Genomic DNA, 15,471 nt, shown 5'->3' on the forward strand with positions numbered 1-15,471 from the left:
GGCCCTTCGCCCGCGCCTCCAGCCATTTGCCGAACAGCACGAAGGTGATCAGCACCGAGGAGGCCTCGAAATAGAGATGCGGTTCATGCCCAAGGTGGGCCGTCAGCAGCAGGTACAGGCTGAGCCCCCAGGCCGCCGAGGTGCCGAGCGCCACCAGCAGATCCATGTTGCCGGCCCCCGCCCGCAGCGCGTTCCAGCCGGCGCGGTAGAAGCGGGCACCGAGCCAGACCTGCACGATGCTGGCAAGGATCAACTGCATCCAGCCCGGCAGCATCCAGTCGGCGCCAAACAGGTCGCCGACCATGCCGGCCAGCAGCGGCAGCGACAGCGCCGCGGCGATCAGCACATGGTGAAGCTCGCGCCGGCTGCGGTCGGCCCGCGCCTCCTCCTCCCGCTGCTCGCCACCCTGGTCGACCGGGGCGGCGCCATAGCCGGCCTTCTCCACCGCCGCGACCAGATCGGCAGTGTCCAGGCTGCCGGCGAAGGCGACGACATGGGCGCGCTCGGTCGCCAGATTGACCGCCGCCGACTCCACGCCGGGCAGGCGGTTCAGCGCCTTCTCCACCCGGCCGGAGCAGGAGGCGCAGGTCATGCCGCTGACCGACAGGTCGAACTCCCGCCGCTCCGCGTGGAAGCCGGCGGCCTCGACGGCTTCGGCGGCGGCCTTGGCGTCGGGCGGACCGGCGAAGCTCAGCCGCGCCCGCTCCGTCGCCAGATTGACCGACACGGCGGTGACGCCCGGCACCCGGCCCAGCGCCTTCTCCACCCGGCGGACACAGGAGGCGCAGGTCATGCCCGACACGCCGAGGTCGAGATCGGCGGTCGTCGGGGGGCTGCTGCGGTGCTGGGTCATGGTCATGCCGGTTCTCCTTCGAATCTGCTCGGCATGGAATGATATGTGGCTTCCAGCCATTGGAAGGTCAAGGGGCGGATCGCCGCAGAGTCGTCGCTCCCTGAACAAATGGGCGGAGCGGGCGTTCGTGTCCTGACTGTTCCACAACCTGCCCGAAGGGACCGCCCCTTGACCCGCCTGACCATCGCCGAGGCGCAGAGCCGCGTTTCCCACATGCTGACCCAGGACGTGGTCGAGGATCTGCGCGCCGTGGAGTATGAGACGCCGCCGCTGGCCGACGCCCCGTCCGCCACCCCGCTGGCCGGGCTGCGGCGGGCCGAAGTGACCTTCAGTCATGCCCCCGGCTCCCCCGACTGCCTGTACCGCATCGGCGCCTTCGGCGATTCGCTGCTGATGCGGCTTCAACTGAATGTCAGGCGCTTCGTCGCCATCTATCAGGTGCCGGTGAAGGACCCCATCGACAGCAACACCATCGCCCCGCATTTCGAGCGCTGGGCCATCGGCGCCGGCCATGCCGGCTGGACCATCGGCTGGCGCGACGGCGTCGATCCCTGGAAGCAGGACATCCGGGTGGTGGAGACCTATTGCTACGCCATGCTGCCGGAGGATTTCCTGGACGAGCCGCTGACCCAGCTCTACTGGCGGACCGACCTGTTGCAGATGACCCGCGCCTTCATGCTGGAGGCGCGGCGGATGGGCATCCGGCTGTCGGCACCCGACACGGTGTAGCGGAGGTTTCTCCCCGGAGGTTTCGCCCCGGAGGTTTCGCTTGGCGGCACGGGGCCGGCTATGCTCAATCATTGAGCAGACGATCCATCGCCGAGTTCGCCAGATGCCACCGCTTCCCATTCCGATGCCGACCGACCTGTCCACCCTGCTGACGATGATGGATTTCATCGGCGTGTTCGTCTTCGGCCTCAGCGGCGGCACGCTGGCGGTGCGCAAGCGGCTGGACCTGTTCGGCGTGATGGTGCTGTCGCTGGCCGCGGCACTGGCGGGCGGCGTGATGCGCGACCTGCTGATCGGCGCGCTGCCGCCGGCCAGCCTGCGCGACGACCGCTATCTGATGGTGGCGCTCGCAGCAGGTCTGGCCGCCTTCCTCTTCCACAAGCCGATCAACCGGCTGGGCAAGCCGGTGATGGTGCTGGACGCCGCGGGCCTCGCGCTGTTCACCGTCGCCGGCTGCGGCAAGGCGCTGGCCTATGGGTTGAGCCCGCTGCCGGCCGCGTTGCTGGGGGTGATGACCGCCTGCGGCGGCGGGGCGATGCGCGACCTGCTGGTGGCCGAGGTGCCGCGGGTGCTGCGCGAGGAGATCTACGCCATGGCCTCGCTGCTGGGGGCGGTGGTGATGATCGTCGGCCAGCGGATGGACCTGCCGGCGGTGCCGGTCGCGGTGGTCGGCGCGCTCGCCGTGTTCGCACTGCGCGTGGTCAGCGTGCTGCGCAACTGGAGCGCGCCGCGGGCGCCGGGGAGCTGAGGGAGACTCTCTCCCCCTGAACAAGCCCTCTCCCCGGGGGGAGAGGGGATGGTCAATAAGGTCAGCTTACGCCCGCTTGCCCCAGCCCGGCATCGGGAAGACCGGGTCGGCTTCCGCCGACGCCTTCGGCAGCACCACGGTCGGGCGCAGCTTGTGGTTCTGGATGCAGGCGGAGATCAGGTTGGTGTTCTGACCCTTGTCATCGAAGGCGATCGCCGGGCCGACCATCAGCTTGTCCGACAGGTTGGTCTGGCGCAGCGCCGCCAGCATCGCCGACGCTTCCGCCGTGCCGGCCCGCTTGAAGGCGTCGGCGGCGATCAGGATCGCCTCGAAGGTGAAGGCGACGTTGAAGGCATAGCCCTCGAAACGGTCGTTGGGGAACTGCTTCTTGAAGGCCGCCTCGACCCGCTTGGTCATCGCCGCCTTGGGGTCGTACCAGGGCAGGTTGGTGATGGCGAAGTCGGCGTACTTGCCCAGCACCTTGTAGAACTGTTCGTCATACAGGCCGGGCGAACCGGGCGAGACGATGCCCTTCGGCTCCCAGCGCTGCTTCACCATCTCGCGCACCATCATGATGGCGTCATTGGCGCGGGTGGTGACGATGGCAAGCTCGGCGCCGGTGCCCTTGGCCTTCGCCACCTCGACCGCCAGATCCTGCGCCTTGGGATCGTAGGAGATCGACTCGACGATCTGGAACGGCATGTCCAGCTTGGGGAACAGCGCGTCGATGGCGGCCTTGTTCGCCATGCCGAAGGTGTCGTTGGCATGCAGGAACACCGCCGTCTTCGGCGTCGTGCCGGTGGCGGCGAACAGGTCCTTCATCAGCGACATCCCGTTCGTCACCAGCATGGTGGAGGTCGGGAAGTTGCGGAAGACGGTCTTGTAGCCCTGCTCGGTCAGCTTGTCGGCGGCGGCGATGTTCATCACCAGCGGCACGCCGCGCTGTTCGCAGACCTGGGCGGCGGCGGCGGTCTGGCCGCTGTCGAAGGCGCCGACGATGACATGGGCACCATCGTTGATCAGCTTTTCGGTGCGCGAACGGGCGACGTCGGCGTTCGATTCGGTGTCGGCCGACAGCACCTCCACCTTGTAGCCGAGGTCGGACAGCACCGCAGGCGCGATGTCGGCGCCGCGCTGGCAGGCCTGGCCCGCCTGGGCCAGCAGGCCGGAGCGCGGCAGCAGCACGCCGACCTTCAGGGTGGTGTCTTGCGCGAATGCCGGCGCGCGGCCGAAGCCGGCCAGCACGCCGCCGGCGATGGCGGCCTGACCCAGCGTGCGGCGGGAAAGGGCGAGTCCTCCGGTGGAGCGGTTCTTATGGTCGTTGGTCATGATGCTGCGGGGGCCTTTTTGGCTGGTCGCACTGCGGATCGGCTCCGATCCGATCGGCCGAAGAGTCCACCGCGTACCCCCGTCCTGTCAAAGCGGAATCGCCGAACGTCTTCAAAGCACAACGGATTGACCGTCCTTTCCGACCGTGGCCCCGTCGGATCGCCCCCCGGATCGCTCCCCTCGGAACGATAGCGGCGCAATTGCGGTGCAACATGTGGCCCCCTTGAAGCGACGCCGGCCCGGACACAGGTGTCAGTAGGAAATGTGACGACGGCGAGAACCATCTCGTGTTGAGCTTGGCACGGAAACTGTGGACGGAGGCCACCTCTGGCGCTCCTTCGGCTGGACGGTCGGGACCGGCATCGGTGCCGCGCGGCATGCGCGTCTATGCGGTCGGCGACATCCACGGCCGGCTGGACCTGCTCGACCAGATGCTGGGGCAGATCCTCCGCGATGCCGATCAGGCGCCGAATTTGCTGAAATACCTCGTGTTCCTTGGCGATTACGTCGACCGCGGCCCGGATTCGCGTCTGGTGATCGAACGGCTCGCCTGCGGGTTGCCGCCGTCGCTCGGCGCGGTATTCCTGCGTGGCAACCACGAGGACACCATGCTGGGCTTCCTGTCCGACCTGCGCGTCGCCCCCGGCTGGCTGACCTATGGCGGCGATGCGACGCTGGCGAGCTACGGCATCCCCGCCCCCGACCCGGAAGGACCGGTGGAGCATCTGCAACAGGCACAGCGGATGCTGAACGGCCTGCTGCCGGCGCATCATCGTGCCTTCCTGGCGGCCCTGCGCAACCACCTGACCATCGGCGACTATCATTTCGTCCATGCCGGCGTCCGCCCCGGCATCCCGCTCGACCAGCAGCAGGACCATGACCGGCTGTGGATCCGCGAGGCCTTCCTGACGTCTCGCGTTGACCATGGCAAACTGGTGGTCCATGGCCACACCATCGCGCCGGAACCAGTCCTGCTGCCCAACCGCATCGGCATCGACACCGGCGCCTACGCCACCAACCGCCTCACCGCCCTGGTGCTGGAGGGAACGGACCGGCGGTTCCTGTGCACGGTGTGAGGCTGACGGAACCCTGAAACGACGAAGGGCTTCCGGATTTCTCCGGAAGCCCTTGTCTTGTTGGTCGGAGAGAGAGGATTCGAACCTCCGGCCCCTGCCTCCCGAAAGCAGTGCTCTACCAGGCTGAGCTACTCTCCGGTCCTGTCCCCGGCGGCCGTCACTTTGCAGTGCGCCGTCCGTCGGTGGAGCGGGTGTATAAACGGTTCCGGCCGGCTGCGCAATGCAAAGTCACAGCCTGACCGCTGCATTTTTGCCATGCCGGCTGGACATGGAATTGCCGGCGAAACGATGCCGAAACGACGAAAGGCTCCCGGATTTCTCCGGAAGCCCTTGTCATCTTGGTCGGAGAGAGAGGATTCGAACCTCCGGCCCCTGCCTCCCGAAAGCAGTGCTCTACCAGGCTGAGCTACTCTCCGGTCCTGTCCCCGGCGGCCTGTCGCTTTGGAAAGCGGCGTCCGTCGGTGGAGGGGGTGTATAAACGCTCCGGCCCAGGCGCGCAACGCAAAAAATGCGTCATCTGCAAAAAGATCCGGCCGGAGATGCCGCGCCTTCGCCCACCCCCTCCTGTCCGGTCAGAAATCGCGATCGATCACGAAATCAATGACTTCCAGCAGGGCCTGCTTGATCGGTCCATCGGCGAACAGGCCAAGGCTGTCGCGGGCGATGGAGCCGTAATGGCGGGCGCGCTCCACCGTGTCCTTCAGGGCGGCGTGTCGCGCCATCAGCGCCTGGGCCTGTTCCAGGTCGCCGTCCTTCTGGTCCAGGTCTTCCATCACCCGGCGCCAGAAGGCGCGTTCCTCGTCGTTGCCGCGGCGGAAGGCCAGCACGACCGGCAGGGTGATCTTGCCCTCGCGGAAATCGTCGCCGACCGTCTTGCCCAGCTTGGCCTGCAGGGCGGAGTAGTCCAGCACGTCATCGACCAGCTGGAAGGCGATGCCGAGATTCATGCCGTAATCGTAGAGCGCCATCTCCTCCGCCTGCGGGCGGTTGGCGACGACGGCGCCGACGCGGCAGGCGGCGGCGAACAGCTCGGCCGTCTTGCCCTTGATGACCTCAAGGTAGGCCTGCTCGCTGGTCTCGGTGTCGTTGGTGGTGCGCAGTTGCAGCACCTCGCCCTCGGCGATGATGGCCGAAGCGCCGGACAGGATGCGCAGCACGTCGAGCGACTGCACCTCCACCATCATCTCGAAGGCGCGGGAGAACAGGAAATCGCCGACCAGCACGCTGGCCTTGTTGCCGAACACCGCGTTGGCCGAGGCCATGCCGCGGCGCAGGTCGCTTTCGTCGACCACGTCGTCATGCAGCAGGGTGGCGCTGTGGATGAACTCCACCACCGCGGCCAGCAGCCGGTGATGCTCCCCCTGGTAACCGCACAGGTTGGCGGCGGCCAGCGTCAGCACCGGACGCAGGCGCTTGCCGCCGGCGGCGATCAGATAGCCGGCCAGCTGGGGAATCATCTCGACCTGCGACTGCATGCGGTCGAGGATGATCTGGTTGACGGCGCTGAGATCCTCGGCCACCAAAGCGGTCAGGTCGTCGAGCGGGGAAGACTTGCGCCGTTTCGGCTCGAAGTTGGTCACGACCGCCAAGGTCGACTCCACGGATGATTGACGCCAGAATTTGCGCTAGGGAGCATAACGGCCTAGCCTCTTCGGTCAAGTCCGCAGGGCACCGTTCTTTCGAGACGCCCGTTCTTTCGAGACATCATGACCGAACTGCTGCGCACCACCGATCCCGTCCGCCTCTCCTGGCTGGTCGCCCTGCTGGCCGACGCCGGAATCGAGGCCGTCGTGCTGGACAGCCACACCAGCATTCTGGAGGGATCCATCGGCGCCATTCCCCGGCGGCTGATGGTCGATGCGGAGGATGCCGCGCAGGCCGTCCGCATCCTGCGCGAGGCCGGCGAAGCGTGAGCGATCCCATCGTTCCGTTTCCGGAACAAAACCTGGAAGCATCCGTCGATTTCCTGCTGAACGGCCGGGTGAGGCTGGTTCAGCCGGAGGGGGGCTACCGCGCCGCCATCGATCCGGTCTTCCTCGCCGCGATCACCGCCGCCGGCGATGGAGAGCGGGTGCTGGATGTCGGCACCGGCACCGGGGCTGCGGCACTGTGCCTCGCCGTCCGGGTGCCGGGAGTGGCGGTGGTCGGGCTGGAACAGCGGGCCGATGCCTGCGCCTTCGCCCGTCGCAATGCCGCCCTCACCGGCGTGGCGGACCGGGTGACGGTGCTGGAAGGCGACCTGCTGGACCCGCCGGAGACGCTCGGCGCCGTCGGATTCGACCGTGTGATGATGAATCCGCCCTATCTGAAGGCCGGTGCCGCCAGCATGCCGCCCGACGACTGGAAGGCGGCGGCGAATGTGGAGGGGACGGCGCAGCTGTCCGACTGGGTGCGTTTCGCCGACCGCATGCTGAAGCCGCGCGGAACGCTGACCATGGTCCACCGCGCCGACCGCATCGACGACATCCTGCATGCGCTGCGCGGCCGGTTCGGCAGCCTGATCCTGGTGCCGCTGTGGCCCAAGCCGGGGGTGGAGGCGAAGCGGCTGCTGCTGGTCGCCCGCAAGGGCGGCAGGGCGCCGGCCCGCCTGACCGCCGGCCTGACCGTGCACCGGGCCGAAGGCGGCTACAGCCCGGAGGCGGAGCGGGTTCTGCGCGACGCGGAATCGCTGCTGTTCTAGTCCTTATTTAGCGGGGGCGGAGCCTTTCAATCGGGAGACGACACTCCCATCTCTGCCGGCATGAGCCTGCATTCCCTTCTCGCCAAACTTCCCTTCGGCCCCTGGCGCAAGGCCGGGCCGCTGGTGTCCGTCGTCCGCCTGACCGGTGTCATCGGCCAGGGCGGCCCCCTGCGTTCCGGTCTGACGCTGGCCGGCGTCGCCCCGCTGCTGGAACGCGCCTTCGCGCCCAAGGACCAGAAGGCGGTGGCGCTGATCGTCAACTCGCCGGGCGGATCACCGGTGCAGTCGGCGCTGATTGCCAAGCGCATCCGCGATCTGGCCGAGGAGAGGAAGCTGCCGGTCTTCGCCTTCTGCGAGGATGCGGCGGCGTCGGGCGGTTATTGGCTGGCCTGCGCGGCGGACGAGATCTGGGCCGACGAAAGCTCCATCGTCGGTTCCATCGGTGTGGTGTCGTCCGGCTTCGGACTGCATGGGCTGATCGAGCGCCACGGCATCGAACGGCGCCTCTACACCGCCGGCGACAAGAAGGTGCTGCTCGACCCCTTCTCGCCGGAGCGGGAGGACGGGGTCGCCCATCTGAAAGCCCTGCAGGCCGACGTGCATGAGGCGTTCAAGGCGATGGTGCGCGCCCGCCGCGGCACCCGCCTGACCGGACCGGAGGAAGAACTGTTCTCCGGCGCCTTCTGGGCCGGGCGGCGGGCGCTGGCCCTCGGGCTGATCGACGGGCTGGGCGACATCCGCTCCGTCCTGCGCGGGCGCTTCGGCGAGAAGGTTCGGCTGCGGGTGGTGCCGCAGGACCGCGGCATGCTGCGGCGGCTGGGGATGCGGGCCGGATACGGCGACGCCCCGGCCTTGGAGACCGGGACGCATGAGGCCTTCGCCGATGCCTTGGTCAGGGCCGCCCGCGCGTCTCTCGACGATTGGGCGGCCCGGGCCAGGCTGGGGCTTTGAGGGGAACCCGCCGTCAACGCTCGGCTGTGACCGGGGCCGCCTGAAGCCCGTAATCGTCGGCCTGGATGAAGGCCGCGCGCAGCGGCTTCAGGACGAACAGGGCCAGCACGGCGGCCACCAGATTGAAGCTGGCGGCGATGTAGAACACGGCGTGCCAGCCGAAATGGCTGGCGATGATGCTGCTGAGCGGAACCAGCAGCGCCGCCGTGCCCTTGGCGGTGTAGAGCATGCCGGCGTTGGTCGCCGCGAACTTCGAGCCGAAGGTGTCGCCGGCGGTGGCCGGGAACAGGCTGTAGATCTCACCGAACACGCAGAAGAACATCGCGGTGAAGATGACGAACATCACCGGGTTGCGGCCGAGCTGCGTCACCAGAACGATGGCGATGGCGGCGATGCTGAAGGCGATGAACATGGTGTTCTCGCGGCCGATGCGGTCGGACACCCAGCCGAAGAAGGGACGCCCGGCGCCGTCCAGAACGCGGTCGATGGAGATCGCCAGGGTCAGGGCCGGCAGAATCAGGCCGAACATGTTGATCGGCGAATCGGCGACATGGAAGTCGTGGGCGATCGGCGCGATCTGGGCCGCCGCCATCAGGCCGCCGGAGGCCACCATCACGAACATGACGTAGAGCAGCCAGAAGACCGGCGTGCGGATGACGCGGGACGGCGGATGGTCGATCTTGGTCTGGGCCAGGCCGCTCTTGCGCACCGGGCCGTTCGACTTCGGCGCCTTGCGCAGGAAGAAGGACAGCACGAAGATCACCACGCCCTGCCCGATGCCGAAGACCAGGAAGGCCTGCTCGTAGCCCTGGGAGGCGATCATGTTGGCGATTGGAATGACCGTGGCGCCGGCACCCGCACCGAAGCCGGCGGCGGTGACGCCCGCGGCCAGACCGCGCTGCTGCGGGAACCATTTCAGCGCGTTGCCGACGCAGGTGCCATAGACGCAGCCGGCGCCGATGCCGGAGATCACCGCCGCGGTGTAGAGCATCGGCAGCGAGGAGGCCTGGCTGTCGATCACCCAGGAACCGCCGACCAGCAGGCTGCCGACCAGCACCACCACCTGCGGGCCGTAGCGGTCGACGAACCAGCCTTCGACCGGGACCAGCCAGGTTTCGGTGAAGACGAAGATGGAAAAGGCGATCTGGATGGCTGCACGTCCCCAGCCATGCTTGGCGTCGATGGGATCGACGAACAGGGTCCAGCCATATTGCAGGTTGGCGATCATCGCCATGCACAGCAGGCCGACGCTGAGCTGGAACCATTTGTTGTTCAGAAGACCGCGGTCTTCGGTCGTCTCTGTGGTCATGCCCCAAAGTCCCGTTGAGCGTGGGAGCGCAGGATCGAGCCGGGTTCGCACCGCCTCTTGCGCCGTTCAGGGATGACTGTGCTCCTCAACAATCCGTATTCCAAATACCAGATACGGAATGCGTTATTCTTTTCCACATCGTGGAATGCATTGAAAAGGCTTGTCTTTTCCCGGCAGCAGGCATGCACCGTTTGCTGTGCTTACGAACAAAACTGTCAAGGCGCAGCTATGCAGCGCACACATATTTGAAATACGGTATCTGGTATACAGAATATCTTGTTGCGGTGCGAGGAGGGGCGCATGATCGGGTCATGTCCAACGGCGCTGAAGAGCAACGCCGCAACCAGGGGAAATCACATGATGTCCAGCATCCTGACCCGCCTGTTCGCCGGTCCTGCCCTTAAGGTTTCCGCCGCTCTGGCTCCGGCCGGGTTCGCCCCGGCGGGGATCGCTCTTTCCGACGGGGTCCCGCACATCACGCTGCCGGATCTGTTCGCCGGTTTCCGCACGCGCCATGGCGGCGGCAAGCGCAAGCCGGAATCGCCGGACGTCGCCCTGTCCTGGGCCGAGTTCGGCCGCGGATTCTGAGAGTTTCCTTGAAAGCGGCCCCGATCAGGCCGCGGAGTTCTGTGTCAGCAGGGTGGTCAACCAGCGGAAGTTGGAGCCGTCGCCGGTTTGGATGGCGCTGTCCACCACCTGCATCGCCGTCGCCGGATCCTGCGGGTCGGGCACCGGGGATGCGGGGTTCATGCCGGCCTCGCCCTGCCCGTCCTCCTGCGCGAACAGGGTGACGGCACCGACACCGAGGCGCACCGAAGGCTGGGCATTCGGCACCACACCCGTGGCATCGACACCCGAGGTGCCACCCTCCCCCACCCCGTTCAGGGTTTCCAGCATTGCCGCGAACTGGCCGGCCAGCGCCCCCGCCTGCCGGGACGCGGACGTCCCCTTGCGCTCCAGGACGTCTTCCGCCCGGATGCGCATCGCTTGCGTGGCCTCGCTGTTGGCCATCATCGACATGGGACGATCCCCTGCGGTTTGTGGCGAACCGCAGGGGACTACGCAAAAATCACGCCATCAGCGCAACCGGCGCCTCACAAGGGGAAACAGCTCCTGCGACGATTTGACCGGCAAAATTTTCCCAGCCGCCCGGCAGAAGATTCCCAGCGGCCGGCAAGCCTTGCCCACCGACCGCGGCCAATCGGTCGCAGCCGATCAGTCGCGGAAGTTCTGGTATTGCAGCGGCTGCTCGATGCCCATCCGCTTGACCAGGGCGATGGCGTCCTGCAGGTCGTCGCGCTTCTTGCCCGTCACCCGCAGCTCGTCACCCTGGATGGAGACCTGGACCTTCATCTTGCTGTCCTTGATCCCTTTGACGATGGTCTTCGCCAGATCCTGCGCGATTCCCTGCTTGATGGTGACGGGGTGGCGCAGCGCGTCACCGGCGGCCCGCTCCGGCTTGGCGGAGAAGTCCAGCGCGGCAGCATCCAGCTTGCGGCGGGTCACATAGACGCGCAGCAGTTCCTGCATCTGCTCCAGCTTGGTGGCGTCGTCGGCCAGCAGAACGATCTCGTTCTCGGTCCGCTCGATCGTGCATTTGGAGCCCTTGAAGTCGAACCGGGTCTCGATCTCGCGACGGACGCCGGCGATGGCGTTGTCGACCTCGTGGACGTCCGTCTCGGACACGATGTCAAAGGACGGCATGGCGGCTCTCTCCCTGGTAAGGACTTTCGACGAAGGATCGGCCGCACCGTAAAGAAGACGGCCGCCGCACTCAACAGCCGCATTGCCGGCAGCGCTTCAACGGGCAGGCGGCCTCAGCGGGCAGGCGGATGGAACGGCACGGCGATTTCCCGCAACTCCTTGCCCGGCAGCAGCAAGGTCGCCACCGCCCGCCCCGCCTCGAACCGCCAGCTGCGCGGGTCCTTCAGCTCGGGGCCGCCGCACTCCGACGCCATCTCCGGCCCCAGCGCCGCCCGGCAGGCGGCGGTGGCGGTCGCCAGCCAGGTCCCCGTGCCGAACATCTGCGCCAGGGTGGGCACCCGTTCCCGGCCGAGATCGACCGTCAGTGCCGCCGCATAGCGGAAACCGTTGCCCTGCACACCGTCGCCCAGGAACTGCACAGACAGCAGGCCGGGGGCGGTGACATGAACATCCGCGCTCAGCACCAGTTCCGCCTCCATCCCCTCGGGCAGATCGGTGGCGCTTTTGCGGAACCGGCTGAGTTCGCCCTCGACGAACCGGCGCACCGTCTCATTGAAGAAGGCGGCGCCGGGCATGGCCGCATCGGCGATTTCCGGTCGCTCGGCACGGATGTAAAGGCGGGCGCGGGGCTTCCCTTCGATCAGCGCGACCGTGCGCAACCGGGCACCCAACCCCGGATCGGCCCTCAGGGCGGCGAGCTGCTTCGTCCGCCGCTCCGTCTCCACCAGCAGGCAATCGGCCGGATTGTCGAATCCGCTGTCGGCCTCGGCACCGGCGGGAAGGCCGGCTCCGCAGGCGCGGTTGCGCCGCCCGGCCCAGGCCCGCTGTTCGGCACGGGCAAAACCAAGTCCCGCCTCGTCGGCCGCCAGATCGCCGAGCAGCGCCCTGTAGGCAGCTCCCATCGCCGCATCGGCGGCACCGAGCGCCGGCGTCGAACAGATCAGCTTTTCCTCGGCACTCCGGGCCTGGGCGCAATCGAAACTGGCCGCGCTGGCCGGTGCGGCAAGGCCGGGCAGAAGCGGCAGGCAGAAAGCGGCAACAATGGTGGCGGCGCGGAGGGTCATGCTGCGGAATCCATCAGCGGGAATCCGCAACAGTGGATCAAAGATAGCCCGGCCGCCGCAAGAGCGGCCGGGATCAGCCGGAAGCATCGGGGGCTTGGCCTGACCGGCGGTCAGTCCATCTGTTCGGCGTAGTGGCAGGCCACCAGCCGTTCGTCCACGGCGCGCAGCGGCGGAACCTCCGCGGCACAGCGTTCGGTGGCAAAGGGGCAGCGCTTGTGGAAGGCACAGCCCGGCGGCGGATTCAGCGGTGAGGGCAGCTCGCCCTTCGGCAGCACCCGGTCCACCCGCAGGCCCGGGTTCACCCGCGGCGTCGCCGCCAGCAGGATACGGGTGTAGGGGTGGCGCGGCCGGGTGAAGACCACATCCTTGGCGCCATGCTCCACCGGCTTGCCCAGATACATCACCATCAGCGAATCGGCGATGTGGCGCACCACGCTGAGATCGTGGGAGATGAACAGGTAGGCGAGGTTCAGCTCCTCCTGCAGGTCCATCATCAGGTTCAGCACCTGCGCCTGGATCGACACGTCGAGCGCCGACACCGGCTCGTCCGCCACGACCACGCGCGGGTTCAACATCAGCGCGCGGGCAATCGCGATGCGCTGGCGCTGGCCGCCGGAGAACATGTGGGGATAGCGGTCGACCTGATCGGGGCGCAGGCCAACCTTGCCCATCATGGCCACCGCGCGCTCGCGCCGCTCGTGCTTGTCCATGGCGGTGTTGATGACCAGCGGCTCGGTCAGGATCGACCCGACCGTCTTGCGCGGGTTCAGCGAGCCGTAGGGGTTCTGGAAGACCATCTGCACCGTGCGGCGCAGCTCCTTCATCTCCGCCGCACTGCGCCCGACCACCTCGCGGCAGTCGTAGAGCAGCTCGCCCGAGGTCGGCGGCTCGATCATCGTCACGGCCCGCGCCAGCGTCGACTTGCCGCAGCCCGACTCACCGACCACGGCCAGCGTTTTGCCTGCCTGGAGGCTGAAGGACACGCCGTCCAGCGCCTTCACCGTCGCCAGCGGCTTGAAGGCACCGCGCTTGACGGCATAGTGCTTGCGCAGGTTGCGCGCCTCCAGCACGACCGACGTCCCGGCCGCGGCCTCGAAGATATGGGGTTCGCTCTGGGTGGTCATCACAGCGCCTCCCCGGCGGCGAGATGGCCGTCCGGCAGCGGGTAGAAACAGCGGGCGCGGCCGTCGTCCACATCGAACAGCGCCGGGCGCTCGGCGCGGCAGCGGGCGTCGGCGAAACGGCAGCGCGGGCTGAACAGGCAGCCGGCCGGCCGGTCGGCGATGCCCGGCACCATGCCGGGGATCGTCGGCAGCCGGCGCTTGCCCAAGGCCCGTTCCGGCAGCGCGTCCAGCAGGGCGCCGGTGTAGGGATGGCGCGGCCGCTCGAACAGCGAACCGACGGGCCGCGTCTCCGCCACCTGACCGGCATACATGACGACGACCCGCTGGGCGGTTTCCGCCACCACGCCCATGTCGTGGGTGATCAGGATCAGCGCCATGCCGCGCTCGCGCTGCAGTTGGACCAGCAGATCGAGGATCTGCTTCTGGATGGTGACGTCCAGGGCGGTCGTCGGCTCGTCCGCCACCAGCAGGCGCGGGTTGCAGGCGATGGCGATGGCGATCATCACGCGCTGATTCATGCCGCCCGACAGCTGGTGCGGAAAGGCGGACAGGCGGGTTTCCGGCGCGGGAATGCCGACCTGCTCCAGCAACGCGATGGCGCGGTTGCGCAGGGCCTTGCCGGACAGCCCCTCATGCACCCGCAGGGTCTCCATGATCTGGAAACCGACGGTGAAGCAGGGGTTGAGGCTGGTCATCGGTTCCTGGAAGACCATGGCGACGTCCTTGCCGGTGATCTTCCGGCGCTGGGCGGCGGGCATGGTCAGCAGGTCGCGGCCGGCGAACATCATCCGGTCGGCGACCACGCGGCCGTTGGAGCCGAGAAGCCCCATCACGGCGAGCGAGGTCACGGACTTGCCGGAGCCGGATTCGCCGACGATGCCGACGACCTCGCCTTCGTCCACGGTCAGGTCGATTCCGTCCACCGCGCGGAAGGTGCCGGCGCGGGTGGTGAACTCGACCGACAGGTTCTTGATGTCGAGAAGAGGCATGAGGTCAACGCTTCAGCTTGGGGTCGAGCGCGTCGCGGAGACCGTCGCCCAACAGATTGAAGGCCAGCACGGTCACCAGGATGGCGACGCCGGGCCAGGTCACGACCCAGGGGGCACGCTGAAGGAACTGCAGCGAGGAGGCCAGCATGGTGCCCCATTCCGGTGTCGGCGGCTGCGCGCCGAGGCCGAGGAAGCCCAGCGCCGCCGCGTCCAGGATGGCGGTGGAGAAGCCGAGAGTCGCCTGCACGATCAGCGGGGCGAGGCAGTTCGGCAGGACCACGATCAGCATCAGGCGCATCGGCCCGGCCCCGGCGACGCGCGACGCGATCACATAGTCCTTGTTCACCTCCGCCAGCACGGCGGCGCGGGTCAGGCGGGCATAGTGCGGGATCACCACCACCGACACCGCCAGCATGGCGTTCACCAGCCCCGGCCCGAGGATGGCGGCCACCACCACCGCCAGCAGCAGCGACGGCAAGGCCAGCAGGATGTCCATGGCGCGCATGATCAGCACGTCGGCCATGCCCCCGAAGAAGCCGGCGATCATGCCCATGCCCAGGCCGACCGCCAGCGACAGGGTGACGACGATCAGGCCGATCATCATCGACAGCCGGGCGCCGTACATCAGGCGGGACAACATGTCGCGGCCGATGTCGTCGGTGCCCAGGATGAAGCTCCAGCTCCCGCCCTCCTGCCAGACCGGCGGGGTGAGGATCGCCTCGCGGTACTGGATGTCGGGGTTGTGCGGGGCGACGACGCCGGCGAAGACGGCGATCAGCGCGATCAGCGCGATCACCACCAGACCGCCCAGCGCGCCCTTGTTCTGCTTGAAGTGATACCAGAACTCGGCCAGCGGGTGCGGCGGGCGCGACACGGCGACAGGCTCTGGATTGGTCGAGAGTTCAGCGGACATGG

17 protein-coding genes and 2 tRNA genes are annotated in these 15,471 nt (G+C 67.8%); 7 read left to right on the forward strand and 12 right to left on the reverse strand.

What is annotated here, in order from left to right:
* A partial coding sequence (locus I71_RS32680; RefSeq protein ID WP_042704145.1) for a copper ion binding protein occupies positions 1-859 on the reverse strand: 859 nt, incomplete at its 3' end.
* Between the two features lie 162 nt (positions 860-1,021).
* Here I71_RS32680 and I71_RS32685 point away from each other — a divergent pair.
* Together I71_RS32685 and I71_RS32690 are read left to right on the forward strand one after the other, a co-directional pair.
* Positions 1,022-1,582 carry a hypothetical protein gene (locus I71_RS32685; protein WP_042704147.1) on the forward strand — a complete coding sequence of 187 codons (561 nt, stop codon included), beginning with the start codon at positions 1,022-1,024 and terminating at the stop codon, positions 1,580-1,582.
* A 103-nt stretch (positions 1,583-1,685) separates the two neighbouring features.
* Positions 1,686-2,330 carry a trimeric intracellular cation channel family protein gene (locus I71_RS32690; RefSeq protein WP_042704149.1) on the forward strand — a complete coding sequence of 215 codons (645 nt, stop codon included), beginning with the start codon at positions 1,686-1,688 and terminating at the stop codon, positions 2,328-2,330.
* A 66-nt stretch (positions 2,331-2,396) separates the two neighbouring features.
* Here the strand turns inward: I71_RS32690 and I71_RS32695 are convergent, their stop codons facing one another.
* Positions 2,397-3,659: an ABC transporter substrate-binding protein gene (locus I71_RS32695; protein ID WP_042704151.1), complete on the reverse strand. Its 1,263-nt coding sequence runs from the start codon at positions 3,657-3,659 to the stop codon at positions 2,397-2,399.
* A 287-nt stretch (positions 3,660-3,946) separates the two neighbouring features.
* Between I71_RS32695 and I71_RS32700 the strand changes: the two genes are divergently transcribed.
* On the forward strand, positions 3,947-4,735 hold the full coding sequence (locus tag I71_RS32700) for a metallophosphoesterase family protein (protein WP_042704153.1): 789 nt from the start codon (positions 3,947-3,949) through the stop codon (positions 4,733-4,735).
* A 61-nt stretch (positions 4,736-4,796) separates the two neighbouring features.
* On the opposite strand, the gene I71_RS32705 is transcribed toward I71_RS32700, so the two are convergent.
* From I71_RS32705 to I71_RS32715, 3 genes are all read right to left on the reverse strand, one after another.
* Positions 4,797-4,873 (reverse strand) — tRNA-Pro (locus I71_RS32705).
* Between the two features lie 201 nt (positions 4,874-5,074).
* Positions 5,075-5,151, reverse strand: a tRNA-Pro gene (locus I71_RS32710).
* A 156-nt stretch (positions 5,152-5,307) separates the two neighbouring features.
* A complete protein-coding gene (locus tag I71_RS32715; protein ID WP_042704154.1) occupies positions 5,308-6,324 on the reverse strand; it encodes a polyprenyl synthetase family protein in 1,017 nt (338 codons plus the stop codon).
* 117 nt (positions 6,325-6,441) lie between these two features.
* Here I71_RS32715 and I71_RS32720 point away from each other — a divergent pair, with 117 nt between their 5' ends.
* From I71_RS32720 to I71_RS32730, 3 genes are read left to right on the forward strand one after another with little or no spacing between them, the layout of a single operon-like run.
* The gene (locus tag I71_RS32720; RefSeq protein ID WP_042704156.1) at positions 6,442-6,648 is read left to right on the forward strand and encodes a DUF2007 domain-containing protein; all 207 of its coding nucleotides are present in this window, start codon (positions 6,442-6,444) and stop codon (positions 6,646-6,648) included.
* Positions 6,645-7,415: a tRNA1(Val) (adenine(37)-N6)-methyltransferase gene (locus tag I71_RS32725; protein WP_042704158.1), complete on the forward strand. Its 771-nt coding sequence runs from the start codon at positions 6,645-6,647 to the stop codon at positions 7,413-7,415. The genes I71_RS32720 and I71_RS32725 overlap by 4 nt, the downstream gene beginning before the upstream one ends.
* Positions 7,416-7,475: 60 nt before the next feature.
* Positions 7,476-8,366, forward strand: a complete 891-nt coding sequence (locus I71_RS32730; RefSeq protein WP_042704160.1) for a S49 family peptidase — start codon at positions 7,476-7,478, stop codon at positions 8,364-8,366.
* Between the two features lie 13 nt (positions 8,367-8,379).
* Here the strand turns inward: I71_RS32730 and oxlT are convergent, their stop codons facing one another.
* Positions 8,380-9,675, reverse strand: a complete 1,296-nt coding sequence (gene oxlT / locus I71_RS32735; RefSeq protein ID WP_042704162.1) for an oxalate/formate MFS antiporter — start codon at positions 9,673-9,675, stop codon at positions 8,380-8,382.
* Between the two features lie 357 nt (positions 9,676-10,032).
* On the opposite strand from oxlT, the gene I71_RS32740 reads away from it, so the two are divergent.
* Entirely contained in the window at positions 10,033-10,263 is a 231-nt protein-coding gene (locus tag I71_RS32740) for a hypothetical protein (RefSeq protein ID WP_042704164.1), read from the forward strand.
* Between the two features lie 24 nt (positions 10,264-10,287).
* Here the strand turns inward: I71_RS32740 and I71_RS38625 are convergent, their stop codons facing one another.
* The 6 genes from I71_RS38625 to I71_RS32770 form a co-directional block, all read right to left on the reverse strand.
* Entirely contained in the window at positions 10,288-10,695 is a 408-nt protein-coding gene (locus I71_RS38625; RefSeq protein ID WP_042704166.1) for a hypothetical protein, read from the reverse strand.
* Between the two features lie 195 nt (positions 10,696-10,890).
* A complete protein-coding gene (locus tag I71_RS32750; RefSeq protein WP_042704168.1) occupies positions 10,891-11,379 on the reverse strand; it encodes a YajQ family cyclic di-GMP-binding protein in 489 nt (162 codons plus the stop codon).
* Positions 11,380-11,492: 113 nt separating this feature from the next.
* Positions 11,493-12,443, reverse strand: a complete 951-nt coding sequence (locus tag I71_RS32755) for a lysozyme inhibitor LprI family protein (RefSeq protein WP_042704170.1) — start codon at positions 12,441-12,443, stop codon at positions 11,493-11,495.
* Between the two features lie 110 nt (positions 12,444-12,553).
* Positions 12,554-13,567, reverse strand: a complete 1,014-nt coding sequence (locus I71_RS32760; protein ID WP_042704172.1) for a peptide ABC transporter ATP-binding protein — start codon at positions 13,565-13,567, stop codon at positions 12,554-12,556.
* Complete coding sequence (locus tag I71_RS32765; protein ID WP_042704174.1) at positions 13,567-14,556, reverse strand: ABC transporter ATP-binding protein; 990 nt, start codon at positions 14,554-14,556, stop codon at positions 13,567-13,569. The genes I71_RS32760 and I71_RS32765 overlap by 1 nt, the downstream gene beginning before the upstream one ends.
* Before the next feature lie 4 nt (positions 14,557-14,560).
* Entirely contained in the window at positions 14,561-15,469 is a 909-nt protein-coding gene (locus I71_RS32770) for an ABC transporter permease subunit (RefSeq protein ID WP_042704176.1), read from the reverse strand.
* Positions 15,470-15,471: the final 2 nt, after the last annotated feature.

It is taken from the genome of Azospirillum sp. B506 (genome assembly GCF_000333595.1).
In the GTDB taxonomy this organism is placed as follows: Bacteria; Pseudomonadota; Alphaproteobacteria; order Azospirillales; family Azospirillaceae; genus Azospirillum.